The sequence below is a fragment of the Roseateles oligotrophus genome (assembly GCF_014204525.1).
Taxonomy (GTDB): Bacteria; Pseudomonadota; Gammaproteobacteria; order Burkholderiales; family Burkholderiaceae_C; genus Paucibacter_A; species Paucibacter_A oligotrophus_A.
Genome location: NZ_JACHLP010000005.1, coordinates 23,668 through 49,085 on the forward strand (window position 1 = coordinate 23,668; position 25,418 = coordinate 49,085).

A 25,418-nucleotide genomic window follows, 5' to 3' on the forward strand; every position below is an offset into this window, starting at 1 on the left:
AAGCTTGAACTCGATATGCCGATGATGGCTCTTGCTTGACAACTCGTCAGCGGAGGTCGGCATGAACAAGCGGCAAGTCTTGCAAGCCCTGGCGGCCTGGTCCAGCGGGGCCAGTGCTTTTTGGGCGGCCCCCGGCCTGGCGGCCAAGCCCAGGGATGCCGCGGCGCCCGCCTTGCTGCTGGCCAGGAATGCGCCGCGCGATCTGGCGACGCTCCGGCTCGGCGACTATCTGGTCAGCGAAAAGCTCGACGGCGTGCGGGCCTTCTGGAACGGCCAGGCCATGATTTCCCGCCAGGGCCTGGCCTTGAATCTGCCCCAGGACTTCAGCCGGCGCCTGCCGGCGCGCCCGCTGGATGGCGAGTTATGGCTGGGCCGCGGCCAGTTCGAGGCCACCGCGGTGGCCTTGCGCCGCAGCCGGCCGGAGGCGGGGGAATGGGCGCGCATGCGCTATATGCTGTTTGAGCTGCCCGAGGCCGAGGGCAGCTTCGAGCAGCGCGCCGGTTTGTTGCGTGACCTGGCCAGGGAGCTGGCTTGGGACGCCGTGCAAGCCCTGCGGCAAAGCCCCGGCAGCGACGTAGCGGCCCTGCGCGCGCAGTTGGCCCAGGTGCTGCAAGACGGGGGCGAGGGCTTGATGCTGCACCGTGCCGATGCCCCGTATCTGAGTGGGCGCAGCGAAGTCCTGCTCAAGCTCAAGCCCCAAGATGACGATGAAGCGGTGGTGCTGGCGCATTTGCCTGGGACCGGGCGTCTGGCCGGCCTGATGGGAGCATTGCGAGTCAGGAATGGCCAGGGCCAGGAATTCTCGCTGGGTACGGGCTTCAGCGACGCCCAGCGCCGCCTGCCGCCCGCGGTGGGCAGCGTGGTGACTTACCGTTATCGTGGGCTGACCGCCACCGGCTTGCCGCGCTTCGCCAGCTTTGTGCGGGTGCAGCCGCTTTGATTGATCCCCTGCGGCTTTTGCGGGGCTGGGCAAGCTGCCGTGGAATATAGAGGTCATTGCTCAGGCAGTTCCGGGTTTTCTTCCAAGCGAAAAACGGTTACACCTACGGAAGCCAGCCCTCATTGGATGGCTTAGCGGACAAGGAGTGTTGTTGATGTCAAGCAAACCTGTTGTGGCCTCTGCCGGCGGCGAGCCCGAGTTGGCGGCCCGCATGAGCGCCCTGATGCAGCGCGCCCCCATGGCCATGGGCTTTGTCCGCGAGGGCCGTTTCGAGATGGTCAGCGAACAGTTCAACCAGCTCTTCGGCCATGGCGATGACAGCGAGCTGAGCGGCCAGCCGGTACGCCGGGTCCATGTCTCCGATGCGGCTCACCAAGCCATTCTGGAACGCATGGGCACGGCCTTCGGCGGCGGCCGCCCCTTCGACGAAGAGATCGAGTATGTGCGCCATGACGGCAGCCGCTTCTGGGGCCGCTTGCAGGCGACGCCGCTGTACTGGGATCAAAAAGGCTCGGAGTCGCTGTGGATCGTGCAAGACGTCACGGCCGCGCGGCAAGTCCGCCTGCAGCCGACCTGGACGGCCAAGCACGACCAGCTGACCGAGCTGGCCAATCGCCGCGAGTTCGAACGCCGCCTGGCCGAGCATGTGGGCAGCGCCCGCAAGCTGCCGGTCTCGGTGCTGTGGATCGATGTGGACCGCTTCACCGAGGTGATTGGCAGCATGGGCGTCGAGGTGGGCGACCATTTCCTCTACGGCCTGGGCCAGTTGCTGCTCAGCAAGGTGCGCGCTTCCGATCTGGTGGCGCGGCTGGAGGACGATCATTTCGCCGTCCTGCTGCCCAATTGCGATCAGCATTACGCCCAGATCGTGGCCGAGAAGATCCGCGCCGGCGTGGCCTCCTACCGCCTGCGCTGGGGCCTGCATCGCACCCGGGTCAAGGCCTGCCTGGGCGTGGTCCAGGTGCAGAACAGCCTGGAAACGGTGGACGCCGTGCTGGGCGCCGCGGCCCTGGCCTGCACCGAGGCCAAGGCGGCCGGGGGGGACAGCGTGCGGGTCTTCGTCTCGGCCGGCGGCTTTGAGGAGCTGGCTCTTTGAGGGCCCCGTGTGAGCAGGCAAGAAGGCAGAAATAAAAGGTTTTTTGCCTTTTATTTCTAAAGTTCCGAAAAAAGCGGCCGATAGGCCGGGAGCCATCCCGGTTTTTCGCCTGCTGCTCGGAGCGTTGCCATCATGTCTATCGGCCTGTCCACCACTTTGTCGGGTATTTCCGCGGCCAATGAACGCTTGCGCGCCAGTGCATCCGGTGCCAGCAGTGCGGCGGCCAAGGCCAGCTCGGCCGAGGCCCGTCAATTGCAGGCTCAGGCCCAGGCCGAAAACTCGCAAGCCGATGCGGCCCGTGCCCGGGTCTTGCAGCAGGTGCCCGCGGCCAGCCAGTCGGCCGAGGCCGATCTGAGCAGCCGCAAGCAGGACACTTACGCCTTTGTCGCCAATCTGCGTGTGCTGCAATCGCAGCTGGACAGCAGCGGCGCGCTGCTGAATATCAAGGCTTGAGCCCCTGGATCAGGGCAGCAACTCCAGCAGCAGCGAACCATCGCCGCGGGCCTCCAGCAGGCGCAGCTGCGGCCAGTCCGGCAGGTATTTCTGCGCGCCGGCGCCGGACTCGAAACGCAGGGACACACCCGGCACGGGCAGGATGCGCCAGGCGGCCTGGGGCGGCGGCTCCGCCTTGCCCGACATCTGCGCGAGGTAGCTCGCCAAGGCCTGGCGGTTCTCGTCCGGCGAGTCGATGACGATTTGGCTGGCGCCCAGGCCGGGGAAATTGCCGCCGCCGCTGGCGCGGTAATTATTGGTGGCGACCAGAAACTCCGCCTGCGCGTCCAGCGGCTGGCCGCGGAAGCGCAGATTCCTGATGCGCCAGGCCGTGCTCTCGCTGCGGCGGCCCTCGGCGTCATAACGCGCAGGCACGCTGACATCGATCTCGTAACTCAGCTCGGGCGCTTTCAGCTCCTGCCCGTTCAGCCGGTAGCTCTCGCGCCCGCGCAGGCTGTCGAAGTTGTAGGCGCGGAATTCGGGCGCCAGCAAGTCCTGCGCCGCGGGGCCTTGGGCGTCGATGTGGCGGAACTGCCCGGCCGACATCTCCAGCCATTCCCGGATCTGGCTGCCCCTGAGCTTGAGCACCTTGAGGGTGTTGGGGTAGACGTAGAGATCGGCCACATGCTTGATGGCCAGCGGGCCGGCCGGGATGTCGGTGTAGTGGCTCCAACCCTGGCGGCCGCCGGCCTTGAAGGGCGCGGCCGCGGCCAGCAGGGGCAGGCCTTCAAATGCCGTGCCTTGCACCGCCCGTTCAAGATAAGCCAACTGGGCGCGAGCCACGATGCGCACCGAGGCTTCGTCCAGCACCTGGGCGAAGTAGCTGTGAATCGGCGTCGGCGTCAGGCCCAGCTGGGCCCGCACATGGGCCAGGGTGTCGGCATGCTCCTGCGCGATCACATGGGCGACCAGCGGATCGGCCTCGACCAGGGCGCGGCGGGTCTGGCGGTCGAAGATGGGGCGCAGCTGGGCCTGGCTGTGGCTGAGCGTCCAGCGCCGGCTCTTGCCGGCCCGCTGCAGTTCCAGATCGATGATGCCCAGATGATCGCCCCAGCGGCCGGGCATGACGGCGGGCACGCCGTGGATGCGGCCGCGCTGGGCGTCGACGCCGGGGTAGTCGGCGAATTGCGGGCCGGGGAATTCGGCATGGGCATGGCCGAAGAGCAGGGCGTCGATGCCGGGCACTTGGGCCAGCTCGGCCACGGTGTTTTCGGCCAGCCGGCCTTGCGGGGTTTTCTCGAAACCCGAGTGGGCGATGGCGATGACCAGGTCCGCACCCTCGCGGCGCATGCGGGGCACAAGACGGCGGGCGGTTTCGACCATGTCTTCGGCTCGCACCCGGCCCGCCAGCAGCGGGCGGTCCCATTGCATGATTTGCGGTGGCACAAAGCCGATCACGCCTATCTTCAGGCGCTGGGTCTTTCCGGCCTCATCCTTGAACTGCCGCTCCAGCAGCACATAGGGCGTGAAGGCATGGCGGGCTTTGCCAGCCGCCTCGGCCCGCATCACATTGGCATTGACGTAGGGGAAGCCGGCGCCGCTGAGCGCCTGGCGCAAAAAAGGCAGGCCGTAATTGAATTCATGGTTGCCGATATTGGCAGCGTCCACCTGCAGCAGATTGAGCACCTTGTAGGCCGGATGCGTCTGGCCCGGTGCCAGCGGCTTGATGCGGGCCACCAGATCGCCCAGGGGATTGCCCTGCAGCAGATCGCCGTTATCGAACAAGAGGCTGTTGGCGACCTGGCCACGCGCCTGCTGGATCAGGGTGAGGGTCCTGGCCAGGCCGTACTCCTCGGTGGGCCTGTCCTGGTAGTAGTCGTAGTTCAGCAGATTCATATGCAGATCGCTGGTCTGCATCAGGCGCAGCTTGAGCCGGCTGTCCTGCGCTTGGGCCCCCGCCAACAAGCAGCCGGACAAGCCCAGGGCAAGCAGCAGAGCGCGGGGGAAAATGGCGTTAGGCATGGCAGGAAAGGCGGCTCAAGAGCTGGGAGATGGATCATCCTAATGCGGGCTTGCCTGGGTTTGCGCGGGTTTGGAACGCGCCGGTGTGCGGATTGGGGAAACTTCGGGGCCAGGTCTTGCCTGGGCAGGGTGTCGGGGCCTTGCGAATCGGCTACGCTCGGGTCATGCCGTGCCACACCCAGGCACGGCCAGCGAGTTGCTGCTGCGAGCCCGCCATCCGGGCCCGCATAAGCCGCTCAAGGATTGAACAATCTTGGCGCGAGACCCGCGCGGGAGTTTGTTGCATGAGTCAGAACCCTGTCCCCGATCCAGCGGCCGAGCGCCTGCGCCTGCATGTGCCGGAACCGAGTGCCCGACCCGGCAGCCCCGGCTGCCACACCGATTTTTCCTACCTCCGCCTCTCGCCCGCCGGTGCCGTGTCCATGCCGCCCATCGATGTGGCCGCGGCGGACACCGGCGAGCTGGCCTACCGGCTGATCCGGGTGCTGGACGAAGACGGCCGGGCCCAAGGCCCCTGGGCGCCGGGGCTCAGCCCCGAGCAGTTGCGCCGCGGCCTGCTGGCCATGCTGAAGACGCGCGTCTTCGACGCCCGCATGCTGATCGCCCAGCGCCAGAAAAAGCTCTCGTTCTATATGCAAAGCCTGGGCGAGGAGGCGATTGGCTCGGCCCACGCCATGGCGCTCAGGCAGGGCGAGCAGGGCGATATGTGCTTTCCCACCTATCGCCAGCAAAGCCTGCTGCTGTCACGCGAGGATGTGTCCCTGGTGGAGCTGATCTGCCAATTGCTCTCCAACGAGCGCGACCCCATGCGGGGCCGCCAGTTGCCGGTGATGTATTCCATCAAACGGGCGGGCTTCTTCAGCATCAGCGGCAATCTGGCCACCCAGTTCATCCAGGCCGTGGGTTGGGCCATGGCCAGCGCGATCAAGGGCGATAGCCGCATCGCCTCGGGCTGGATAGGCGACGGCGCCACGGCCGAGTCTGACTTCCATACCGCACTGACATTCGCCCATGTCTACCGCGCGCCGGTGATCCTGAACGTGGTCAACAACCAATGGGCCATCTCCACCTTCCAGGCCATCGCGGGCGGCGAGGGCACGACCTTTGCCGCGCGCGGCGTCGGTTGCGGCATCGCCTCGCTGCGGGTGGATGGCAATGATTTCCTGGCCGTCTACGCCGTCTCGCGCTGGGCGGCGGAGCGGGCGCGGCGCAATCTGGGGCCCACGCTGATCGAATGGGTCACCTACCGCGCCGGCCCGCACAGCACCTCGGACGACCCCAGCAAATACCGCCCGGCGGACGATTGGCAGCGCTTCCCCCTGGGCGACCCCATTGCCCGGCTGAAAACCCATTTGATAGGCCTGGGCGAATGGAGCGAGGCCCAGCACGAGGCGGCCCAGCAAAGTCTGGAGGCCGAGGTGATCGCCGCGCAAAAAGAGGCCGAGCAGTTCGGCACCCTGGCTAACGGCCATATTCCCAGCATCGCCTCCATGTTCGAGGATGTTTACAAAGACATGCCGGCCCATCTGCGCGAACAGATGGCCCAGGCCCGGCACTTCGGAGGGCGTGACTGATGAAAAACGAACAGCTTCCCCTGCAGGCGCAGGAAGGTGAGGGCACAGCGGCCGGCGTGCCCATGACCATGATCCAGGCCCTGCGCTCGGCCATGGATGTGATGCTGGCCCGCAACCCCGATGTGGTGGTGTTCGGCCAGGATGTGGGCTATTTCGGTGGCGTGTTCCGCTGCACCGACGGCCTGCAGAAGAAGTATGGCAATCAACGCGTCTTCGACGCCCCCATCTCCGAGGGCGGCATCGTCGGTGTGGCCGTGGGCATGGCGGCCTATGGCCTGCGGCCGGTGGCGGAGATCCAGTTCGCCGACTACTTCTACCCGGCCTCCGACCAGATCGTTTCCGAGGCCGCGCGCCTGCGTTACCGCTCGGCGGGCGACTTCACCTCGCCCATCACCCTGCGCATGCCTTGCGGCGGCGGCATCTACGGCGGCCAGACCCATAGCCAGAGCCCCGAGGCCTTGTTCACCCATGTCTGCGGCCTGCGCACGGTCATGCCTTCCAACCCCTATGACGCCAAGGGCCTGCTGATCGCCGCCATCGAATGCGATGACCCGGTGATCTTTCTGGAGCCCAAGCGCCTGTATAACGGCCCCTTCGATGGCCATCACGACCGGCCCTCCACGCCCTGGTCGGAGCATCCAAAAGGCCTGGTGCCCGAGGGTTATTACAGCCTGCCGCTGGAGCAGGCGGCGGTGCTCAAGCCCGGCCGTGACGTGACGGTGGTGACCTACGGCACCATGGTGTTTGTGGCCGAGGCCGCCGCCCGCGAGCTGGGGGTGGATGCCGAGATCATCGATCTGCGCAGCATCTGGCCGCTAGACCTGGCGGCCATCACCGCCTCGGTCAAGAAGACCGGCCGCTGCGTGGTGCTGCACGAGGCCACGCGGACCAGTGGCTTTGGCGCCGAACTGGTGGCCTTGATCCAGGAGCATTGCTTCTACCACCTGGAGGTGCCCATCACCCGCGTGACCGGCTGGGACACCCCCTATCCCCATGCCCAGGAATGGGACTACTTTCCCGGCCCGGCCCGCGTGGCCGCCGCCCTGCAACAAGCGATGGAAGCCTGAGGACGCGCCATGAGTCAAGAATATGTGATCAAGATGCCGGACATCGGCGAAGGCATTGTCGAGGTGGAGGTGGTGGCCTGGCGGGTGGCGGTGGGCGAGACCATCGCCGAGGACCAGATCGTTGCCGATGTGATGACGGACAAGGCCACGGTGGAGATCCCCTCGCCGGTGGCCGGCCAGGTCTTGCAGCTGGGCGGCGAGGCGGGCGAGCTGATGCGGGTGGGCGCGGCGCTGATTCGTATTGCGGTGGGGGAGGGGGTGAAGCCGAGTCCGGCCGCGCCCCTCGCTGCACCTGCCCCGGCGGCAAGCCGCGCCGAAGCCAGGGCCGAGCCGGTTCGGCGCCCCCATCAGCCCGAGCAAACCGCCTCGGCCCAGCAACTGGCCGAGCGCCCCATCGCCTCGCCCTCGCTGCGCCGCCGGGCCTGGGAGGCCGGGGTGGACTTGCAGGCCTTGCGACCCAGCGGCCCCGGCGGGCGCATCATGCAGGCCGATCTGGACGCCTTTCTGGCCCAGGGCGGGGCCAAGCTGCCGCCGCCCAGGCCGGTGGCAGCACCCGCACCGGCCCCCGCGCCGCGAGCCACCAGCCCGGACGACGAGACCCCGCTGCGCATCACCGGCCTGCGCCGGGTCATCGCCAAGAAGATGCAGGAATCCAAGCGCCGCATCCCCCACTTCAGCTATGTGGAAGAGGTGGACATGACGGAGCTGGAGGCCTTGCGCCAGCGCCTCAACAGCCAGCATGGGGCGGCCCGCGGCAAGCTGACCGTGCTGCCCTTTCTGGTGCGGGCCCTCAGCCGCGCCCTGGCCGACTTCCCCCAGATCAATGCCCGCCTGGACGACGAAGCCGGTGTGCTGACGCGTTATCGCCGCGTACACCTGGGCATCGCCACCCAGACCGATGCCGGCCTGATGGTGCCGGTGCTGCGCGACGCCGGCGAGCTGGACCTGTGGGCCTGCGCCGCCGAGATCGCCCGCCTGGCCGAGGTGGCCCGGCAGGGCCGCGCCACCCGCGACGAACTGAGCGGCTCCACCATCACCCTCAGCAGCCTGGGGGCGCTGGGCGGCATCGTCAGCACGCCCGTCATCAACCACCCCGAGGTGGCCATCGTGGGCGTCAACCGCATGGTCTTGCGGCCGATGATGGTGGGCGGCCAGGTCGTGGCGCGGCAGATGATGAATCTGTCTTCCTCCTTTGATCACCGCGTGGTGGACGGCCAGGATGCGGCCCGCTTCATCCAGGCCGTGCGCGCCTTGCTGGAGAGTCCGGCCCAGTTATTTATCGATTAGGGGCTGGCGGGCAGGCCTATGATGGCTGTCAAGTAACGTATGACTTGAGCGTGTATTGCGCGTATTTTGGCCGCGCGCTGCTGCTGCCCCCTGCTGATGTTTTTTGCCTTCCTCAAGCTCCGGCTGCCGCAGTGCTGTGCCGGTGTGGCCTTGTTTGCGGCCTTGCTGATCGTGCTGCCGGTGCAGGCCGGCCTGCCCGCCGGCCTGCCGGCCACGCGCAGCTTGCATTTCGAGCGCCTGAACGAAACCCAGGGCTTGCTGCGCGACAGCATCACCCGCATCGAGCAGGACAGCCATGGCTTTGTCTGGATTGCCGGCCAGGCCGGGCTGAGCCGCTTCGATGGCCGGCGCGTCCTCAATTACCGGCATGAGCCCGGCCGCGAGCGTGGTCTGGCCGACGGCTGGGTGCAGGCCTTGCAGGCCGATGAAATGGGGCGTTTGTGGGTGGGCACGCGCAAGGGTTTGCAGCGTTATCTGCCGGCCAGCGATGATTTTGAAACCCTGGCCATTCCGCATCCGGGGCCGGGCAGCCTGCAGGTGCATAGCTTGCTGGCCGATGGCCGTGCCGGCCTGTGGATAGGGACGGACCAGGGGCTTTACCGCTTGGATACGGCGAGCCGGCGCTTCCAGCGCTTTGCCGGCGCGGACGAGCAGCCCGGCGATGCGGTGACGGCCCTGTTCCAGGACCGGCAAGGCCTGCTCTGGGTCGGCCGCGAGACCGGCCTGGCCTTGCTGCGGCCCGGCAGCCAGCAGCTGCAAACCCTGCCCATGCCCGACGCCCGCCAAGCCCTGGGGGCGCGTGCCGCCAAGGGCTTGCTGCTGGATGAGCAGGGCTGTTTATGGGTCGCCGGCCAGGCCGGCTTGCAGGTCTGGCAGCTGGAGGGTCGGCAGCAGGTCGGCCGGCGCCTGCTGTTCAGCCCGCGGCATAGCAATGACAGCTTCATCCTGCCTTTTCTGGACCGCAGCGGCAGGGTCTGGGTCAGCACCGAGACCGAGGGCTTGTGGCTGTGGCAGCCCCAGCAGCAGCGTTTCCAGGTCTTCCCCCACCGGCCCGGTGACGAGCACAGCGTGCCGCGCCATATCTCCACCCTGATGCAGGACCGCAGCGGCACGCTGTGGCTGGGGACCTGGGCCTCGGGCAGCTACCGGGTCGATCTGGCCAGCGGGGGCTTCAAGCGGATCAGCAATCTGCGCAGCCAGAGCGGGGAGCTGATGGACAACCGCATCTTCAGCATCGCCAGCCTGCAGCCCGGCTGGCTGTGGCTGAGCGGTTATGACAATGCGGCCGAGCTGGAGCTGGCCAGTGGCCGCCTGCGCGTCCATCGCTTCGGGAGCAATGAGCTGGAGAGCCTGAATATCGCCGATGCCCGGGTGGCGGTGAATGATGCGAGCGCCCAGGCCTGGCTGCGCCGCTACACCGACACCCGGACCGGCCGGCTGCGTCTGCCGCGTTTTGGCGGCGGGAGCCTGGAGTCGGATGTGATACGCCACGTCAGCAGCGACGCCGCGGGCGGCATCTGGCTGTCGTCGCTGGCGGGCCTGCACCATCTGGCGCCGGATGGGCGCGGCAAGACCAGCTACCGCCACGACCCGGCGCGGCCGGGCAGCTTGTCCGACGACCTGGTCAAGATGGTGCTGGTGGCGCGCGACGGCCAGGTCTGGGTTGCCACCGATGGCGGGCTGGACCGCTTCAACCCGGCCAGCGGCGATTTCACGCATTTCCGCAGCCAGGCCGGGCGGGCCGGCAGCCTCAGCAGCGACCGCATCCACTATCTGCACGAGGACAGGCGTGGCCGCATCTGGGTGGGCACGGCCCAGGGCTTGAACCAGTTGCACCGGGAGGCGGGGGGTGTCGTCCGCTTCAGCCGCCCGGCGCTGGGCGAGGGCCTGGACACGGCCCCCATAGGCGGCATCCTGGAGGATGAACAAGGGCGTTTGTGGGTCAGCACGACCGCGGGCGTCAGCCGCTATTCGCCCGACAGCCAGGAGCTGCACAACTACACCTCGGTGGACGGTCTGATCGAGGGCTTCCATTTCGCCAGCTCGGCCTTCAAGGACGCCGAGGGCCGCATGTATTTCGGCGGCTTGAACGGGCTGACGGCCTTCCACCCCGGGGAGATCCGCGACAACCCCCACGCACCGCAGCTGGCCCTGACCGAGATCCGGCTCAATAACGAGGTTTTGCGGCCCGACGAGTGGGTGCAGGATGTGAAGCTGGCCAGCGGCCTGGCCGAACTGCGCGAGCTGCAGCTGAGCCATCTGCACGAGTCGCTGTCGCTGGAGTTCGCGGCCCTGCATTTCGCCGACCCGCAGCGCAATCGCTACGCCTATCAGCTGGAGGGCTTTGACAAGGACTGGGTGCAGGCCGGCCAGCCTCGCGCCAGCTACACCAATCTGCCGGCGGGCCGCTATGTGTTCCGCGTCAAGGCCGCCAACAAGGACGGGGTCTGGAACGAGCAAGGCCTCAGCCTGCACATCGAGGTGGCCGCGCCCTACTGGCAGACCTGGTGGTTCCGCCTGAGCCTGGGGTTGGTGCTGCTGTTTTCGGTGTTTGCGCTGATCCGTGCCCGGCTGGCCATGTTGACCGAGCAAAAACGCAGGCTGGAGGCCCAGGTGCTCTTGCGCACGGCCGAGTTGCGCGAGCAAAAGCAGGAGGTCGAGCGGCAGAAAGCCATCGTCGAACAGACCCAGGAGGAGTTGCTGAGGCAAAGAAAATTTGCTGCCCTGGGCGGCCTGGTGGCCGGCGTGGCGCATGAGCTGAACACCCCGCTGGGCAACTGCCTGATGGCGGCCAGCACGCTGGAAGACAGGGCCTCGGCCATGGACGGCCGGCTGAGCCAGGCGGGGGGCGGCTTGCGGCGTTCGGAGCTGAGCCAGTTCGTTGGCGATGTGCGTCTGGCGGCCCAATTGCTGATGCGGGGCCTGCAGCGCAGCGGCGAGCTGCTCAGCCGCTTCAAGCAGGTGGCCGTGGCCCGCCAAGGCCAGCCCAGGCAATGCTTCTCGCTGCGCGGCCTGGCCGAGGACTTGCGCGCCAGTCTGTACAAGGAGCTGCACAGCCTGGGCCATGAGCTGGTGCTGGACATTCCCGAGCACTTGCTGCTGGAGAGCTATCCCGAGCCCTTGATCGAGCTGCTGCAGCAGTTGATCAGCAACTCGCTGCTGCACGGCTTCGAGGGCCGGCGTGGCGGCCGCATGCTGCTGCAGGCCAGGCCGCATGGCGAACAGGCCCTGCGCCTGGTCTACCGGGACGACGGCCTGGGCATTGCGCCTGAGCTGATCGCGCGCATCTTCGATCCCTTCTTCACCACCAAGCTGGGCCAGGGTGGCAGCGGCCTGGGCCTGAGCATCTGCTACAACCTGCTGCACGCGGTGCTGGGCGGCGAGATCAGCGTTGAGAGCGAAGCGGGCCAGGGGGTGTGCTTCATCATTGAACTGCCCTTGCAGGCGCCTTGAGGGGTGGAAAACCTCGCCTTCATCGCCCCAGCCAGGGCGCCAGATCGAGTGCCAGGTCTGGCTTGGCCACCATCAGATAGAAGATGAGGGGCATGGCGCAGAAGGCGGCATAGCCCAGACCCTCCCACCAGCGTGCATAACGCCAGTAGAGAGCGGGTAGCTCCTGGCCCTGCCGGAGGGCTTGTTCGGCCATATCGGACATGCGCAGCTGCAGCCAGACGACGGGCAACCAGCATGCGCCCGCAAACAGATAGAGCGCCAGCCCGAGCGCCAGCCATGGTGTGTTCGGCAGCGACCAGCCGGCCTGCTGCGCCAGCCACAGGCCGCTGAGCGGCTGGATGATGATGGCCGGCGTGGTGAACCAGAGATCGGCCCGCTTGACCAGGCGGCAGACCACGGCCTGGGCCGCCAGATTGCCGCTGCGGTTGGCAAAGAAGAGATAAAAGGCCGAGCCAAAGCCGGTGCCGACCAAGAGCACGCTGGAGACGATGTGCAGGGTTTTGATCAGGAGATAGGTGTTCATGGTCGAGGGTTTGTTTTGGCGTCTTCAAACAGCAGCAGAAGCAGGGCGGCAATCGGCAGGTTCTTGCTCAATGGCCCCAGGGGATGCAGCCATAGCTCGGGCAGCAGCAGACTGCCCAGCAGCGTCATCAACAGCATGGCCCCGCCCACCGCGAGGTAGAGACCGGCGGCATGCCAGCGCCACAGGGCGGCGCCCAGCAACAGGTCCAGGCCGGCACCGGCTAGGATCAGCGTTTGGGACAGCGGCTGACTCAGGCCCGCGGCGTGCAGCAAGTCGGCCGACTGGCCGTGCAATTCCCACAGGCTGACCGCGCCCGTCCAAAGCCAGAGCAGGACCAAGCTCAGCCGGGCCCAGCGGCGGCTGCGCGCGCTCATCAGTGAAGCGCTCATGCGGCCTCCGGATTCAAAAAGCTGCAGACATGCCTGGGCGGCCGACCCAGCAGCGCCTGCATGGGCGCCGGGTCGGCGCAGTTGGGCTGTTGCAGCAGGGTCAGGGTTTCTCTGCCCCAGGGTTGGAAGGGCAGGCAATCTCCCAGGCGGGCGCTGAGCCGGCTGATCTTGCCCGGCAGCACCCCCACCCATGCGGGAGCCTGGCCGAGCTCTTGGCGCAGGCTGGCAATCAAATCGGCCAGGCTTTGCGCTTGCGGGCCCACGGCGGCCAGCCGGGCCGGGCCGGTCTGGCCGAGCAGGCGCTCGCAAGCCTCGGCCAGGTCGGCCACCGCCAGCGCTTGCACCTGGCATTGCAAGGCCTCGGCAGGCAGCAGCAGCACGGGCAGTCTGGCCAGGCGCAGGAATAACGCGCTGCTGGCACCTCCCGGACCGAAGACGATGCTGGGTTGGATCAGCGTGGCGTTCAAGCGCCCGGCCTGCTGCAAGGCCTGCAGCCTTGTCTCCGCGGCGCGCTTGCTGCAAGCGTAGCGGGTCTCGCTGTGGGCGATGCCGAGCGCGGAAATCTGCAGGACCCGGCCCACGCCGGCCTGGGCGCAGGCCTCGAACAAGGCCGCGGGCCCGAGATGGTGGATGGCCTCCATGGGGCGTTTGCGGCGGTCGCGCAGCACGCCCACCGCGTTGATGACGGCGTCGACGCCCTCCAGCCGGGGCCGCCAGACGGCGGGGTCCAGATCCCGCCGGAAGTCGGCCTGTATCCATTCAATGCCCGCGCTGGCCTGGGGGGGCGTGTTGCGGCTGCTGGTGGCCAGCACCTGGTGGCCTTGGGCCCGCAGCCTGGCCAGCAGATGCCGCCCGATAAAGCCTTGGGCACCGCAGAGCAGAACTTTCATGGGCAGACTCCTCCAAGCTTGCATGTTTGACTGATATTTCAGTAATAACAGAAATTAAGACCCCAAAAAAAGGCGGCGATAGCGGTTCGCCGCCCTCGAATCAGTCTTTGCTGTCGGCGCCGCGAACGAATTTCTGCACGCTGGCGCCCAGTTTCAAAACCTTCTCCAGGGTCGTGGGCGAGAGCCGCAGCATCTCTTCCGACCAGGCGCCCAGGGTGTCCATGAAGCGCTGGGCCTCGCGCACACGGTCCTGGGCGTCGGCGCTTTCCTTCGCGAAGCCCGGATCGGCCACCAAGTCCCCCAGCACCCGCAGCGTCGGGTCGAACTCGCGCTCCTTGCGCTCACGCACAATGGTGCGGAAGAGTTCCCAGACGTCGACGGAGGTCTCGAAGTAATCGCGCCGGTCGCCCAGCACATGGGCGATGCGGATCAGATTCCAGTTCTGCAACTCCTTCAGGCTGGTGCTGACGTTGGAGCGGGCGACGGCCAGGGTCTCCGCGATTTCTTCGGCATGCAGGGGGCGGCCGTGGAAGAAGAGCAGGGCATGAATCTGGGCCACCGTCCGGTTGACGCCCCAGGCACTGCCCATCTCGCCCCAGTGGACGACAAATTTTCTTGCGATATCGCTGAGTTCCATGGCGCGAAGTCTAGTGCGTCTGTAATTTCTGTCAATACAGAAATTTACATCGACGCGGCCCGCCGATGCTTGGGATGAGCGGGCCCGCCATGCTTTCGGCTTACCTGGTCAGGGCCGGGAAGGTGTAGCTCGCACCCACGCCCAGCGGGATGTCCAGCATCCAGAAGCCCAGCAGGAACAGGGTCCAGCTGAACATCAGCAGCAGGGCGTAGGGCAGCATCAAGGCCAGCAAGGTGCCGATGCCGCTGCCCTTCACATACTTCTGGCAGAACACCACGATCAGCGGGAAGTAGGGCATCAGGGGGGTGATGATATTGGTGGAGGAATCGCCCACGCGGTAGGCGGCCTGGATGAAGTCGGGTGACAGGCCTAACTCCATCAGCATGGGCACCATGATGGCGCCGATCAGCGCCCATTTGGCCGAGGCCGAGCCGATCAGCAGATTGACCGAGGCGGTCAGCAAAATCATGCCGATCAGGGTGGCGCCGACGGGGAAGTGCATGTCCTTGAGCCAGCCCGCGCCCTTGATGGCCAGCAGGGCGCCCAGATTGCTCTGGCCGAAGGCGTAGATGAACTGGGCGCAGAAGAAGGCCATCACGATGTAGTAGCCCATGCCGCTCATGGCCTTGCTCATGCCCTTGATGACATCGCCCGAATTCTTGACGCTGCCGCTGGCATAACCGTAAACCACACCGGGAATCAGGAAGAAGAGAAAGATCAGCGCGACGATGGATTTCATCAGCGGCGCGGCGGCCGCGGCCAACTGGCCGTCGGGCGCGCGCCAGGGCGAGTTGCCGGGCAGCAGGCTCAGGGCGAACAAGGCGCCGGCCACCAGCACCGACAGGCCGGCCAGCAGCAGGCCTTTCTTTTCCACCGCGCTCAGGGCCTCCATCTTGGGCAGCTCGGCCGGGTCGCCGTCGATCTTTGTCTGCTTGAGGCGGGGTTCGATCAGCAGGTCGGTGATGGCCCAGCCCACCAAGACGATCAGCAGGGCCGAGGCGGAGGTGAAGTAGAAGTTGTTGAGCGGGTTGATGACGATCTGGGCCGCCGCCGGGTCGGCCGAGAGGCGTGCCGCCGCCTGGGTCAGGCCGGCCAGCAGGGGGTCGAGGCTGGAGGGGATGAAGAAGGTGGCCGAGAAACCGCCCGACACGCCGGCGAATGCCGCCGCGATGCCGGCCAGCGGGTGGCGGCCGGCGGCGTAGAAGATCACCGCACCCAGCGGGATCACCAGCACATAACCCGCATCCACAGCGACATGGCTGAGGATGCCGACGGCGATCAGCACCGGCGTGAGCAGGCGCTGGGGCGTGACGGACAGGATGGCGCGCAGGCCGGCATTGATGAAGCCGGTGTACTCCGCCACGCCCAGGCCCAGCATGGCTACCAGCACCACGCCCAGGGGCGGGAAGTTGACAAAAGTGCCGACCAGATTGGCCGCGAAAGCGGTCAGGGCCGCGCCGGAAAGCAGGTTCCTGATCTCCAGGGCCTGGCCGGTGCGCGGGTCGAGCTCGCTGAACTGCATGCTGGACATGGCCCAGGAGGCCATGGCCACCGCGGCCAGCAGCAGGGCGAACAGGATGGCGGGGTCGGGCAGTTTGTTGCCAAGCCGCTCAATCGTGTTGAGCAGGCGTGCCAGGCCGCCGGGGCGGGGGGCTGTCGTGGGCTTGTTCATGGGCTTAGGCAGAGGTTTTGTACAGGGTCTGGAGTTGACCATGGCCGGCGCCCGGCGTGGGCGTCTTGCGCACGCTGGCCCGGTATCGGGTCGCCCAGATTTTGGTAAGGGTTTGTAGTTTGACGTCCGATATAGTGATTATTTTTTTGGCGCTGCGCCGTGTCACCAGGCCGCAGAACGTCCAGCCGGATCGAATGTGATGAGCCTCATTTCCCGCCGCAGTTTTTTGACCGTCAGCGTGGCCGGCCAAGCCCTGGGCCTGGCCGCTTGCGGGGGTGGCTCGGCGGGCAGCCCGCCAGCGCCTGCGCCCCTCCCTGCGCCTGCGCCAGCGCCGGTGCCGCCTGCGCCCATCCCGCCGCCCACCGCAACGCCAGCGCCCCCGCCAGCGGCCGCGGACTGGAATCTGGGTCCGGCGCTCTACCTGGTGGCCAATGGTCAGGTGTCTCTGGACCTGGCCACCAGCCTGCCCAGCGGCTATGCCAAAGGCGGGGTGTTCGGGGTCGACGCCAGCGGCACGCCCCTGCCGGCCGGTTTGACGCTGACGCCGGCGGGCTTGTTGAGCGCCGAACCGGGCGCCAGCCTGGGCAGCTTGGCCGGTCTGGTGTTTTCCTACCAAGAACCTTGAGACCTGATCGGGCTTGATCTTGACCCATTCACAAAACAAACAGGGCATGAGCCGGCGCAGCGTCGTCGGCGCTGCCGGAGCCGCCTTGGCCACCCTGGGTTTGCCGGCCTGCGGGGGCGCCGGACCCGGCGCCAGCCCGGCGCCTGGACCCGCCCCAGCCCCGGCACCTCTGCCTGCGCCAGCTCCGCCGCCAGCTCTGCCATCGCCGCCACCACCGCCGGCCCTGGGCACGGTCTTCAGCGAACTGAGCGTGCAGGCCGCTGCACTGGCGGGGCGCCTGCCCTATGTGGCCAGCCTGCTGCCCTTGCAAGGCCAGGTGCCGGCCGGGCTGACGGTTCAGTCGCCGGATGATGGCTCGCTGCAGGCCAGCGTGCTGTCCAGCTGGCCCGATGGTTCGGCGGCGGTGCTGCTGCTGGCGGGTGTGGTCGAGGTGGCCGCAAACCAGGCCAAAAGCCTGCGCCTACAGACGGCCAAGCCGCTTGATGCCAGCCCGCTGACGCCGGCGCGCATCGCCGCCTTGGTGAAGGATTTGTCGGTGAATTTCGGCGTTCTGGGTCAGGCCGGCATCGCCGATCTGGCCCGGCCCGAGCGCATCTGGTGGGCCAATGCGCAGACGATTTGCGCGCGCTACCGTCTCGCTGCGCCCCAGCATGCGGGGCTGGAGGCCGTCATCGACATCCAGGCCTTCGCGGCCAGCGAGCGCGCCCTGGTGGAGGTGGTGGTGGAGAACGGCAAGCTGGCCGCGGCCACAGCCACCAGCAGCAGCGGCCCGGCGCCGGCCGCTTACGCCACGGCCACGCTGACGCTCAACCAGGCGGTGGTGGCCACGGTCGGCACGGCGGGCGCGGTGGGCGGGGTCCACGGTGCGTTCCGCGCCTGGTATGCCAGTGCCTGGGTGGGCGGCGACCCGCAGCTGCGGGTCACGCAGCGCCACACAGACCTGCAAAAACACCCGCTGTTTTTCCAATGCGACCAGGCGGCCAGCTTCGATATGAGTGCCTATGCCCAGGACGCCTACCGCCCCTGGGGCACGGGCCGCCATCGCGCCGTGGGCATGGGCGGCGGTGGCGATCACCCCAGCATAGGCGCGCTGCCGCAGTGGGAGGCGCGCGCCCTGCAGTCGGGCGACGCCCGCGCCTGGGCCGCCACCGAGGCCAGCGCCCTGGCCATGCTGTCCTACAACATCAACCACCGCGATGTCAGCGGCGTCGTGCCGCACAGCGCCATCATGCCCTTGAAGACCCAGGGCTCCTGGTACAAGAACTGGCCCAGCAACAATGCCGAGCCCGCCTTCGAAGTGGCGCACCAGCCCGCCGCGGGCCTGATGGCTTTTGTGGCCCGACCCAGCCCGGTCTATATCGAGATTGCGCAGAAGATCGCCGTCTGGACCGGCACCATAGACGCCAGCAGCGACCTGCTCAAATACATGGATGGCGCGGCGGCCGGCATCAGCGACCCCACGGGCATCGTCGGCAATGTGCAGATGCGGGCCAAGGCCTGGGGGCCGCGCAATCTCTGCCATGCCACCTGGCTGTCGCCGCAAGACCATCCCTGGCGCGCCAGCGGCCTGCAGTGGCTGGACCGGAACAGCCGTTTCCTGGGCGCTTATGCCGCCAATACCCGCGCCGTGCTGCTGCCGCTGTACGAGGGCGAGCCGGAGTGGCCCATGGACCTGGAAAAGAATATGCCGGGCATCCAGGTCTCGCTGTGGATGTACCACTTCGTGGTGATGGAGTGGCACCGCATCGCCGCCAGCCAGCTGCTGCTGGGCTTGTCGGCCCAGCGCCAGGCGGCGGTGGACAAGGTGGCAGATGGCCTGGCCCTGGCCGTCGTCAAATGGGTCAACGAGCAGCCCGAGGGCGGCTGGCGCTTCCTGCCCTACCGCAGCCGCCTGGGCGATGAGGGCGGCAATCTGGCCGCCTACCCCGGCTGGGGCGCGCAGCGCGCCGCCGACCTCGGTGGCCGCCCCAGCGCGGTGGCGGGCCCTTGGGGCGGCGGCATCGGTGACGAGAAGAGCTGGGCCGCCGTCGAGGCGCTGGCTTATGAGTCCGTCGGCGGCGTCGGTTATCCGAGCAATTTCTGGGCCGCCCTGGTGGCCGCCCGCGAACGCGCCGTGCCTGGGGCCGCGCAGGCCTGGAACACGGTGCTTGCCAACATCACGAATCTGGCCGCCTGGCGGGCCGGCTTTGCCAATGACCCGCGCTGTGGCGCCTATCCGCGAAATCTGAGTTCATGACACGCAAGCTGCTTTCCGCCGCCATTTCCCTGCACATCCTGGCCCGGCCGGCCCTGGGCCGGGGCACGGACCCGGGCAGCGTCAAGGGCAGTCTGTGGACGCCGGGCCGCGATGCCCAGGGCGCCGTCAACGAGGTCTCCTGGGCCGCCGTGCCCACGGGTCAATGGCTGAACGTGGCCGACACCCGGCTGGACGCGCTGGATGCCGTGGTCAAGGCGGCCATCCCGGGCTGGAGCGACCCCGGCTCGCAGAAATGGGACGGCGTCACCAATGCCTGGAATGGCGTGGCCATGGACACCGAGGGCTGCCGCGCCTGGTGGGTCTGCGCGGGCGGCCATGCCGACAGCGCCAACAACGGCATCTACCGTTTCGACGCGCTCAGAATGGCCTATGCCGTCGAGTGCCTGCCCTCGGACACCGGCCCGTGGAAGACCCCGTTTGCCGCCTATGGCAAGGCCCAGAGCCTGTACCAGCGCATCGCCTCGGGCGGCTCGGTCGGCCCCTGCCTGGAGTCCGAGGCCAGGTACCAGGCCGATCTGGCGGCCGACATCAAGCCGCCCGAGGGCGGCTGGTTTGGCGATGAGCTGGTCTGGGACCGCAAGCCCATCGCCCGCCATGTCTACTCGGGCACGGTGTACCTGCCCGCCAGCAATGAGCTGGTGCTGGCGCGCGGGCGGCTGTGGCGTTATTCCCTGGCGGCCGGCCGCTGGACCTACCGCCGCCATGCCAAGGACAGCGCCAGCCGGGGTTTCGGCGAGGCCTCGATTGCCTATCAGGACCCGGCCAACGGCCAGCTCATCGTCGGCAGCTGCGGCTCGGACGGCCCTTTTGGCGCCACCTTCGACTTCAAGACCGAGTCCTGGACCGGCTATATGCCGCCCTGGGCCTCCTGGGACTGGGACGGTGCCGCCGACACCTGCTTCAACGAGGAGCTGACCCTGCTGCGGCCGCCCTCCAACCCCGATGTGGGCAGCGGCAGTCGCGGCTTCCCGGGCCGATATATGCGCTACAAGCTGCGCACGCGCCAGGCCAGCGAGGGCGTGTTGCAGTTCGAGGCCGGGCTGTCGCAAAGCGACTTTGCCAACCAGAGCAGCTTTTACGACGGCGCGGGTCTGGTCTATATCCCGCCGCTGAACCGCTACTGGCTCAGCACCCAGATGAAGGACGGGCGCCTGGCCTGGTTCGAGCTGGACCCCAGCACCACGCCCTGGACGCTCAGGCGCATGCCGCAGGCCACCGGCGACTGGCCGGCGCCCAGCGCGGGCAGCATCGTCAAGCGCCGCATGATGTGGCTGCCCAGCTTGTCGGCCCTCGTCTACCTCGGTTCGGCCAGCAAGAACATCAGCATCTACAAGGTCTGACGGACTAACGGGGCCATAGCAGCCGCAGCCAGGCTGGCCGCCAGGCCAGCAGCAAGGCGTTCAAGAGCACGCCGCCGGCCAGCAGCATCAGCCAGACCAGGGCCGCCATGGTGGCGTGGTCGGCCAGCAGGCACAGGGCCAGCGAGGCCAGTAGCAGCGAGCCGCCCAGCAGGCGCAGCAGTTTTTGCTGCCCGGCCGAGGGGCCGGTCTGGCCGTGCACCTGTTCCCAATGGCCGTCCATGGCCAGGGCCAGCCAGGCAAAACCCAGGGCGACGAGCAGGGCCGCGCCCGCCAGCAAGGAATAGTTGGATTCGGCCATGGCTCAGGCTTTCGTTGCGATGGCCATGCCATCCACAGAGGAGGTGGCAGCCGCCGCGCGCTGCCCCAGTTTGCTCGCCGCCCAGAGCGCCAGGCCCGCAGTCAGCAGCAGGCTCAGGTCCAGCCCGGCCACCGGCCAGTAGCCGGCCGCCAGGGTCTTGGCCAGATGGTCGCCGGTGCTGAGCCAGTTCATCAGCACGGCGCCCAGCGCCAGCAATGCGAAGCCCCAGCATTGCTCGCGCCAAGCCGGGTTGAGCCGGCCTTCCGCCACCGGCGCACCGCGCCACAGCGCATGGGCCAGGGCCAGCAGCCAGGCGCCCCAGAAGGCATAGCGCTCCCAATCGCCCTTGGCCGCCAGCTCGGCGGGCAGCAGGCGGTTGGCCAGCAGCATGCTGGCCGAGGCCGCCAGCATGCCGGTCACGGTGGTCACGGCGAAAGCGTCCACCAGGCGGCTGCCCTGGCTGCCGCTTTTGGCATGCTGCTTCTTGCGCTTCTCGACGAAGAAGATGAAGCCGGTGGCGATGCAGACGCAGCCCAGCAGGCCACCTAACACGTAGAGCCAGCGCAGCAGCCAATGGCGGAAATGCTGCAAATGCAGGCCGGTGAGGAACTCGTTGACGCTGTCCACCGCCGTGCGGGGCGGGTCTTCGCGCAGCAGCGTTCCGGTTGAGGCCTTGAAGTGCATGCCCTCGCCGGTCAGTGCCACTCGGTCGGTGCCGGCGCGGTAGATGCTGACATAGCTGTTGGCATCGCCCACATGCTGGACGCTCAAAAAGCCCACCTCGCCGGCCATGCCCTTGGCCGCCCAGTGCGCCTGGGCCTGGGCCACCATGGCATCCACCGAGGCCAGCGCTGCGGCCTTGCCGGCGCGCTCATGCGGCAGGCCGGTCTCGCGCGCTTCGATGCGCTCGTGCAACTCGTGCAGATCGTGCAACTGGCTGTGGCCGATGGGGAAGTAGATGCCGGCAAAGATCACCAGGCCGGTGAAGGCGAAGAAAAAGTGGAAGGGCAGGGCCGCCACACCGCTGAGGTTGTGCAGGTCCAGCGCGCTGCGCTGGGTGCTCTTGCGGGGCCGGAAGGTGAACAGCTCGCGGAAGATCTTGCGGTGCATCACCACGCCGCTGACCAGGGCCACCAACATCATCAGCGCGGCGAAGCCGACGATCCAGTAGCCCAGATTCAGCCAGTTCAGGTGCAGGCTGTAGTGCAGGGGGTAGAAGAAATCGCTGCCGATATTGAGCTGGCCCTCGGGCAGCAGCCGACCGTTGCGGGGGTCCAGATTGTGGCTGCTGAAGACGCTCTCTTCCGGGTCCTTGGCATTGGGCACCGGGAAGCCGGCAAACACCCGCAGCACCGGATCGCGGTGGGTGGTGTAGGCGCCCCAGTTGGACACGGTGTCAAAGCGCTGGGGCAGGGGGCCGTTGACCTTGCCCTCCAGTGCGGCCACATCCTCGGGCTTGGGCTGCATGGCCTCGAAGACCGGTCGCAACAGCGTGTCGAAGGAGGGCATGGGCTGGGGCGCAAAGCGCGTCTGCGGCAGGGCCCAGCGGTCGATCTCGCGGTCGAACACCGACAGCGAACCGAAGAAGAACACGACCATCAACACAAAGCCCAGCACCAGGCCGAACCAGGTGTGCAGCCAGGTCATGGTTTGGCGGAAATTCTGCAACATCAGTGGCCCTCCGCTGCGGCGATCAGCAGCTGTTGCACGAGTTGGGCCGCGGTCGCCATCAAGACGCCGCCCCCGGCCAGCAGCAGCCAGGCGCGCGCCAGGCTGCGGGTCACGAAGGCCCAGCAAAACACCGCCACAAACAGCAGGAATCCCAGGATGGCGGCCAGGTGCTCGGCATCATGGAAGGGCATCTTGGCGGCGTACAGGGCGGCCATGCTCAGGGCGATGAAGCCCCAGCAAAAGGCATAGCCTCCCAGCACGGCGGCAGCGATACGGCCCAGCAGATGGGCGCGAGAAAACTGGGTGGCGCGGCCTAGGCCGGGTGAGGGGGGTGCGTTCATGGGTTTCCAGGCAGGGAATCGGAAAGGCTAGGCCGCTTGTGATTGGCGGCCGAGTCATTGCCGTTCGAATAGACAGTTAGCAAATCCTGAAAATTATATTGATAATGATTCTTATTTGCAAAATATTGATGAATTGAGCGCTGGGCATCGAGGGGGTGATTGGCGCTGCAGCGGGGGAGGCTCAGCGCCGAATCGGTATGAAAAAAGGCCCGCCGGATTTCTCCGGCGGGCCTGGTGGTCGAGCTCCCAGCCTCAGTTGATGGGCTGGGTGGGCTTCAGTTCACGGCAGTCTTGGCCACTTCCGCGTACTCTTCGATCTTGTCGAAGTTCATGTACTGGTAGATCTTGCCGCTGTCCTTGTTGATCACGCCCATATCGGCGTGGTACTCGGCCACGGTGGGGATGCGGCCCAGCTTGGAGGCGATGGCCGCCAACTCGGCCGAGGCCAGGAAGACTTGCGTGTTCTTGCCCAGGCGGTTGGGGAAGTTGCGGGTCGAGGTCGAAACCACGGTCGCACCCTCACGCACCTGGGCCTGATTGCCCATGCACAGCGAGCAGCCGGGCATTTCGGTGCGCGCACCGGCGGTGCCGAAGGCGGCGTAATGGCCTTCCTTGATCAGCTCGCTCTGGTCCATCTTGGTCGGCGGGGCTACCCACAGCTTGACGGGGATGTCGCGCTGGCCGCCCAGCAGCTTGGCCGCGGCGCGGAAGTGGCCGATATTGGTCATGCAGGAACCGATGAAGGCCTCATCGATCTTGGTGCCGGCCACGTCGCTCAGGGTCTTGGCATCGTCCGGATCGTTGGGGCAGCAGAGGATGGGCTCCTTGATGTCGGCCAGATCGATCTCGATGATGTGGGCGTATTCGGCGTCCTTGTCGGCTTCCAGCAGGCTCGGCTTGGCCAACCAGGCTTCGACCTTCTCGATGCGGCGCTGCAGGGTGCGGGCGTCGGCATAGCCGTCGGCGATCATGTTCTTCATCAGCACGATATTGCTCGTGAGGTATTCCTTGATCGGCTCGGGGTTGAGCTTGACGGTGCAGCCGGCGGCGCTGCGCTCGGCCGAGGCGTCGCTCAGCTCGAAGGCTTGCTCCACCTTCAGATCGGGCAGGCCTTCGATCTCCAGGATGCGGCCCGAGAAGGCATTGATCTTGCCGGCCTTGGCGACGGTCAGCAGGCCGGCCTTGATAGCGTACAGCGGGATCGCATGGACCAGATCACGCAAGGTGATGCCGGGCTGCATTTCGCCCTTGAAGCGCACCAGCACCGACTCCGGCATGTCCAGCGGCATCACGCCGGTGGCGGCGCCGAAGGCCACCAGGCCGGAGCCGGCGGGGAAGGAGATGCCGATGGGGAAGCGGGTGTGCGAGTCGCCGCCGGTGCCGACGGTGTCGGGCAGCAGCAGGCGGTTCAGCCAGCTGTGGATCACGCCGTCGCCTGGACGCAGGGCCACGCCGCCGCGGTTGGAGATGAAGGCGGGCAGCTCGCGATGGGTCTTGACGTCCACCGGCTTGGGGTAGGCCGCGGTGTGGCAGAAGCTCTGCATCACCAGGTCGGCGCTGAAGCCCAGGCAGGCCAGGTCCTTCAGCTCGTCGCGGGTCATGGGGCCGGTGGTGTCTTGCGAGCCGACGGTCGTCATCTTGGGCTCGCAGTAGGTGCCGGGGCGCACGCCCTGGCCCTCGGGCAGACCGACGGCGCGGCCCACCATCTTCTGCGCCAGCGTGAAGCCGGCCTGGGTGGCGGCCGGGGCTTGTGGCAGGCGGAACAGGGTGCTGGCGGGCAGGCCCAGGAATTCACGGGCCTTGGCGGTCAGCGAGCGGCCGATGATCAGGTTGATGCGGCCGCCGGCGCGCACCTCGTCAAACAGCACATCGCTCTTGAGCTTGAACTCGGTGACGGTGGCGCCGTCCTTCACGATCTTGCCCTCGTAGGGCAGGATGTCGATGACATCGCCCATCTCCAGCTTGCTGACGTCGACTTCAATCGGCAGCGAACCCGAGTCTTCCTGGGTGTTGAAGAAGATGGGGGCGATCTTGCCGCCCAGCGTGACGCCGCCGAAGCGCTTGTTGGGCACGAAGGGGATGTCCTGGCCGGTGGCCCAGATCACCGAGTTGGTGGCGGACTTGCGCGAAGAACCGGTGCCGACCACATCGCCGACGTAGGCGACCAGATGGCCCTTCTTCTTCAGGTCTTCGATGAACTGCATCGGGCCGCGCTTGCCGTCTTCTTCGGGCTTGAAGGCCGCGCCTTCGCGCGTGTTCTTCAGCATGGCCAGATAGTGCAGGGGGATGTCGGGGCGGCTCCAGGCATCGGGCGCGGGCGACAGGTCGTCGGTATTGGTTTCGCCGGGCACCTTGAAGACGGTGACGGTGATCTTCTTCTCGACCTCGGGGCGGCTGGTGAACCACTCGGCCTCGGCCCAGCTCTGGATCACCTCCTGGGCCTGGGCATTGCCGGCCTTGGCCTTCTCGGCCACGTCGTGGAAGAAGTCGAACATCAAGAGCGTCTTCTTCAGCGCGGCGGCGGCGCTGGCGGCGACTGCGGCATCGTCCAGCAGATCGATCAGGGGCTTGACGTTGTAGCCGCCGACCATGGTGCCCAGCAACTCGGTGGCGCGGGTCTTGGAGATCAGCGCGACGCTCAGGTCACCATGGGCCACGGCGGCCAGGAAGCTGGCCTTGACCTTGGCGGCATCGTCCACGCCCGGGGGCACGCGATGGGTCAGCAGGTCCAGCAGGAATTCACCCTCGCCCGCGGGCGGGTTCTTGATCAGTTCGATGAGCTCGGCGGTCTGCTCAGGCGAGAGGGCCAGGGGCGGGATGCCCAGGGCGGCGCGCTCGGCGACATGTTGGCGGTAGGCTTGCAGCATGGCTGTGACTCCAGGT

20 protein-coding genes are annotated in these 25,418 nt (G+C 67.3%); 10 read left to right on the plus strand and 10 right to left on the minus strand.

The window, feature by feature from the left end:
• Positions 1 to 61 precede the first annotated feature (61 nt).
• From HNP55_RS12650 to HNP55_RS12660, 3 genes are all read left to right on the plus strand, one after another.
• A complete protein-coding gene (locus HNP55_RS12650; protein WP_184299835.1) occupies positions 62 to 940 on the plus strand; it encodes a DNA ligase in 879 nt (292 codons plus the stop codon).
• Positions 941 to 1,094: 154 nt separating this feature from the next.
• Positions 1,095 to 2,036 carry a GGDEF domain-containing protein gene (locus tag HNP55_RS12655; RefSeq protein ID WP_184299837.1) on the plus strand — a complete coding sequence of 314 codons (942 nt, stop codon included), beginning with the start codon at positions 1,095 to 1,097 and terminating at the stop codon, positions 2,034 to 2,036.
• A gap of 132 nt (positions 2,037 to 2,168) precedes the next feature.
• A complete protein-coding gene (locus HNP55_RS12660) occupies positions 2,169 to 2,489 on the plus strand; it encodes a hypothetical protein (protein WP_184299839.1) in 321 nt (106 codons plus the stop codon).
• A 9-nt stretch (positions 2,490 to 2,498) separates the two neighbouring features.
• Here the strand turns inward: HNP55_RS12660 and HNP55_RS12665 are convergent, their stop codons facing one another.
• Positions 2,499 to 4,490, minus strand: coding sequence for a bifunctional 2',3'-cyclic-nucleotide 2'-phosphodiesterase/3'-nucleotidase (locus HNP55_RS12665; RefSeq protein ID WP_184299840.1), 1,992 nt, complete (start codon positions 4,488 to 4,490; stop codon positions 2,499 to 2,501).
• 284 nt (positions 4,491 to 4,774) lie between these two features.
• Between HNP55_RS12665 and HNP55_RS12670 the strand changes: the two genes are divergently transcribed.
• The 4 genes from HNP55_RS12670 to HNP55_RS12685 all read left to right on the plus strand — a co-directional run bounded on the left by HNP55_RS12670 (position 4,775) and on the right by HNP55_RS12685 (position 11,871).
• Complete coding sequence (locus HNP55_RS12670) at positions 4,775 to 6,064, plus strand: thiamine pyrophosphate-dependent enzyme (protein ID WP_184299843.1); 1,290 nt, start codon at positions 4,775 to 4,777, stop codon at positions 6,062 to 6,064.
• 62 nt (positions 6,065 to 6,126) lie between these two features.
• Positions 6,127 to 7,131 (plus strand): transketolase C-terminal domain-containing protein, encoded by a 1,005-nt coding sequence (locus HNP55_RS12675; protein ID WP_184300677.1) that lies wholly within the window; start codon positions 6,127 to 6,129, stop codon positions 7,129 to 7,131.
• 9 nt (positions 7,132 to 7,140) lie between these two features.
• Positions 7,141 to 8,418, plus strand: a complete 1,278-nt coding sequence (locus HNP55_RS12680) for a dihydrolipoamide acetyltransferase family protein (protein WP_184299845.1) — start codon at positions 7,141 to 7,143, stop codon at positions 8,416 to 8,418.
• Between the two features lie 96 nt (positions 8,419 to 8,514).
• On the plus strand, positions 8,515 to 11,871 hold the full coding sequence (locus tag HNP55_RS12685) for a two-component regulator propeller domain-containing protein (protein WP_184299847.1): 3,357 nt from the start codon (positions 8,515 to 8,517) through the stop codon (positions 11,869 to 11,871).
• A gap of 19 nt (positions 11,872 to 11,890) precedes the next feature.
• On the opposite strand, the gene HNP55_RS12690 is transcribed toward HNP55_RS12685, so the two are convergent.
• The 5 genes from HNP55_RS12690 to HNP55_RS12710 all read right to left on the minus strand — a co-directional run bounded on the left by HNP55_RS12690 (position 11,891) and on the right by HNP55_RS12710 (position 15,982).
• On the minus strand, positions 11,891 to 12,394 hold the full coding sequence (locus HNP55_RS12690; RefSeq protein ID WP_184299849.1) for a DUF2269 family protein: 504 nt from the start codon (positions 12,392 to 12,394) through the stop codon (positions 11,891 to 11,893).
• A complete protein-coding gene (locus tag HNP55_RS12695; protein WP_246448390.1) occupies positions 12,391 to 12,783 on the minus strand; it encodes a DoxX-like family protein in 393 nt (130 codons plus the stop codon). The genes HNP55_RS12690 and HNP55_RS12695 overlap by 4 nt, the downstream gene beginning before the upstream one ends.
• On the minus strand, positions 12,780 to 13,673 hold the full coding sequence (locus tag HNP55_RS12700) for an NAD-dependent epimerase/dehydratase family protein (RefSeq protein ID WP_184299851.1): 894 nt from the start codon (positions 13,671 to 13,673) through the stop codon (positions 12,780 to 12,782). The genes HNP55_RS12695 and HNP55_RS12700 overlap by 4 nt, the downstream gene beginning before the upstream one ends.
• Before the next feature lie 100 nt (positions 13,674 to 13,773).
• Complete coding sequence (locus tag HNP55_RS12705; RefSeq protein WP_184299853.1) at positions 13,774 to 14,310, minus strand: GbsR/MarR family transcriptional regulator; 537 nt, start codon at positions 14,308 to 14,310, stop codon at positions 13,774 to 13,776.
• Between the two features lie 100 nt (positions 14,311 to 14,410).
• Positions 14,411 to 15,982, minus strand: coding sequence for an AbgT family transporter (locus HNP55_RS12710; RefSeq protein ID WP_184299855.1), 1,572 nt, complete (start codon positions 15,980 to 15,982; stop codon positions 14,411 to 14,413).
• A 199-nt stretch (positions 15,983 to 16,181) separates the two neighbouring features.
• Here HNP55_RS12710 and HNP55_RS12715 point away from each other — a divergent pair, with 199 nt between their 5' ends.
• The 3 genes from HNP55_RS12715 to HNP55_RS12725 are packed head-to-tail and all read left to right on the plus strand — an operon-like array spanning position 16,182 to position 20,204.
• Entirely contained in the window at positions 16,182 to 16,607 is a 426-nt protein-coding gene (locus tag HNP55_RS12715) for a hypothetical protein (protein ID WP_184299857.1), read from the plus strand.
• Positions 16,608 to 16,653: 46 nt separating this feature from the next.
• A complete protein-coding gene (locus HNP55_RS12720; protein ID WP_184299859.1) occupies positions 16,654 to 18,843 on the plus strand; it encodes a hypothetical protein in 2,190 nt (729 codons plus the stop codon).
• Complete coding sequence (locus tag HNP55_RS12725) at positions 18,840 to 20,204, plus strand: hypothetical protein (protein ID WP_184299861.1); 1,365 nt, start codon at positions 18,840 to 18,842, stop codon at positions 20,202 to 20,204. Before HNP55_RS12720 ends, HNP55_RS12725 begins: the two co-directional genes overlap by 4 nt.
• Positions 20,205 to 20,208: 4 nt before the next feature.
• On the opposite strand, the gene HNP55_RS12730 is transcribed toward HNP55_RS12725, so the two are convergent.
• The 4 genes from HNP55_RS12730 to acnB form a co-directional block, all read right to left on the minus strand.
• On the minus strand, positions 20,209 to 20,523 hold the full coding sequence (locus HNP55_RS12730) for a DUF3325 domain-containing protein (RefSeq protein WP_184299863.1): 315 nt from the start codon (positions 20,521 to 20,523) through the stop codon (positions 20,209 to 20,211).
• 3 nt (positions 20,524 to 20,526) lie between these two features.
• Positions 20,527 to 22,194, minus strand: a complete 1,668-nt coding sequence (locus HNP55_RS12735) for a PepSY-associated TM helix domain-containing protein (protein WP_184299865.1) — start codon at positions 22,192 to 22,194, stop codon at positions 20,527 to 20,529.
• Positions 22,194 to 22,535 (minus strand): iron uptake protein, encoded by a 342-nt coding sequence (locus HNP55_RS12740; protein ID WP_184299867.1) that lies wholly within the window; start codon positions 22,533 to 22,535, stop codon positions 22,194 to 22,196. Before HNP55_RS12740 ends, HNP55_RS12735 begins: the two co-directional genes overlap by 1 nt.
• A 275-nt stretch (positions 22,536 to 22,810) precedes the next feature.
• Positions 22,811 to 25,402, minus strand: coding sequence for a bifunctional aconitate hydratase 2/2-methylisocitrate dehydratase (acnB, locus tag HNP55_RS12745; RefSeq protein WP_184299869.1), 2,592 nt, complete (start codon positions 25,400 to 25,402; stop codon positions 22,811 to 22,813).
• Between the last annotated feature and the right edge of the window lie 16 nt (positions 25,403 to 25,418).

What these genes read in the sequence shown, in the direction of transcription:
- HNP55_RS12660 (WP_184299839.1), top strand. Translation starts at nt 2,169, where the DNA reads ATGTCTATCGGCCTGTCCACCACTTTGTCGGGTATTTCCGCGGCCAAT.
- HNP55_RS12665 (WP_184299840.1), bottom strand. Translation starts at nt 4,490, where the DNA reads ATGCCTAACGCCATTTTCCCCCGCGCTCTGCTGCTTGCCCTGGGCTTG.
- HNP55_RS12715 (WP_184299857.1), top strand. Translation starts at nt 16,182, where the DNA reads ATGAGCCTCATTTCCCGCCGCAGTTTTTTGACCGTCAGCGTGGCCGGC.
- HNP55_RS12710 (WP_184299855.1), bottom strand. Translation starts at nt 15,982, where the DNA reads ATGAACAAGCCCACGACAGCCCCCCGCCCCGGCGGCCTGGCACGCCTG.
- HNP55_RS12740 (WP_184299867.1), bottom strand. Translation starts at nt 22,535, where the DNA reads ATGAACGCACCCCCCTCACCCGGCCTAGGCCGCGCCACCCAGTTTTCT.
- HNP55_RS12720 (WP_184299859.1), top strand. Translation starts at nt 16,654, where the DNA reads ATGAGCCGGCGCAGCGTCGTCGGCGCTGCCGGAGCCGCCTTGGCCACC.
- HNP55_RS12695 (WP_246448390.1), bottom strand. Translation starts at nt 12,783, where the DNA reads ATGAGCGCTTCACTGATGAGCGCGCGCAGCCGCCGCTGGGCCCGGCTG.
- HNP55_RS12700 (WP_184299851.1), bottom strand. Translation starts at nt 13,673, where the DNA reads ATGAAAGTTCTGCTCTGCGGTGCCCAAGGCTTTATCGGGCGGCATCTG.
- HNP55_RS12690 (WP_184299849.1), bottom strand. Translation starts at nt 12,394, where the DNA reads ATGAACACCTATCTCCTGATCAAAACCCTGCACATCGTCTCCAGCGTG.
- HNP55_RS12735 (WP_184299865.1), bottom strand. Translation starts at nt 22,194, where the DNA reads ATGTTGCAGAATTTCCGCCAAACCATGACCTGGCTGCACACCTGGTTC.
- HNP55_RS12725 (WP_184299861.1), top strand. Translation starts at nt 18,840, where the DNA reads ATGACACGCAAGCTGCTTTCCGCCGCCATTTCCCTGCACATCCTGGCC.
- HNP55_RS12730 (WP_184299863.1), bottom strand. Translation starts at nt 20,523, where the DNA reads ATGGCCGAATCCAACTATTCCTTGCTGGCGGGCGCGGCCCTGCTCGTC.
- HNP55_RS12685 (WP_184299847.1), top strand. Translation starts at nt 8,515, where the DNA reads ATGTTTTTTGCCTTCCTCAAGCTCCGGCTGCCGCAGTGCTGTGCCGGT.
- HNP55_RS12675 (WP_184300677.1), top strand. Translation starts at nt 6,127, where the DNA reads ATGACCATGATCCAGGCCCTGCGCTCGGCCATGGATGTGATGCTGGCC.
- HNP55_RS12680 (WP_184299845.1), top strand. Translation starts at nt 7,141, where the DNA reads ATGAGTCAAGAATATGTGATCAAGATGCCGGACATCGGCGAAGGCATT.
- HNP55_RS12705 (WP_184299853.1), bottom strand. Translation starts at nt 14,310, where the DNA reads ATGGAACTCAGCGATATCGCAAGAAAATTTGTCGTCCACTGGGGCGAG.
- HNP55_RS12670 (WP_184299843.1), top strand. Translation starts at nt 4,775, where the DNA reads ATGAGTCAGAACCCTGTCCCCGATCCAGCGGCCGAGCGCCTGCGCCTG.
- acnB (WP_184299869.1), bottom strand. Translation starts at nt 25,402, where the DNA reads ATGCTGCAAGCCTACCGCCAACATGTCGCCGAGCGCGCCGCCCTGGGC.
- HNP55_RS12655 (WP_184299837.1), top strand. Translation starts at nt 1,095, where the DNA reads ATGTCAAGCAAACCTGTTGTGGCCTCTGCCGGCGGCGAGCCCGAGTTG.
- HNP55_RS12650 (WP_184299835.1), top strand. Translation starts at nt 62, where the DNA reads ATGAACAAGCGGCAAGTCTTGCAAGCCCTGGCGGCCTGGTCCAGCGGG.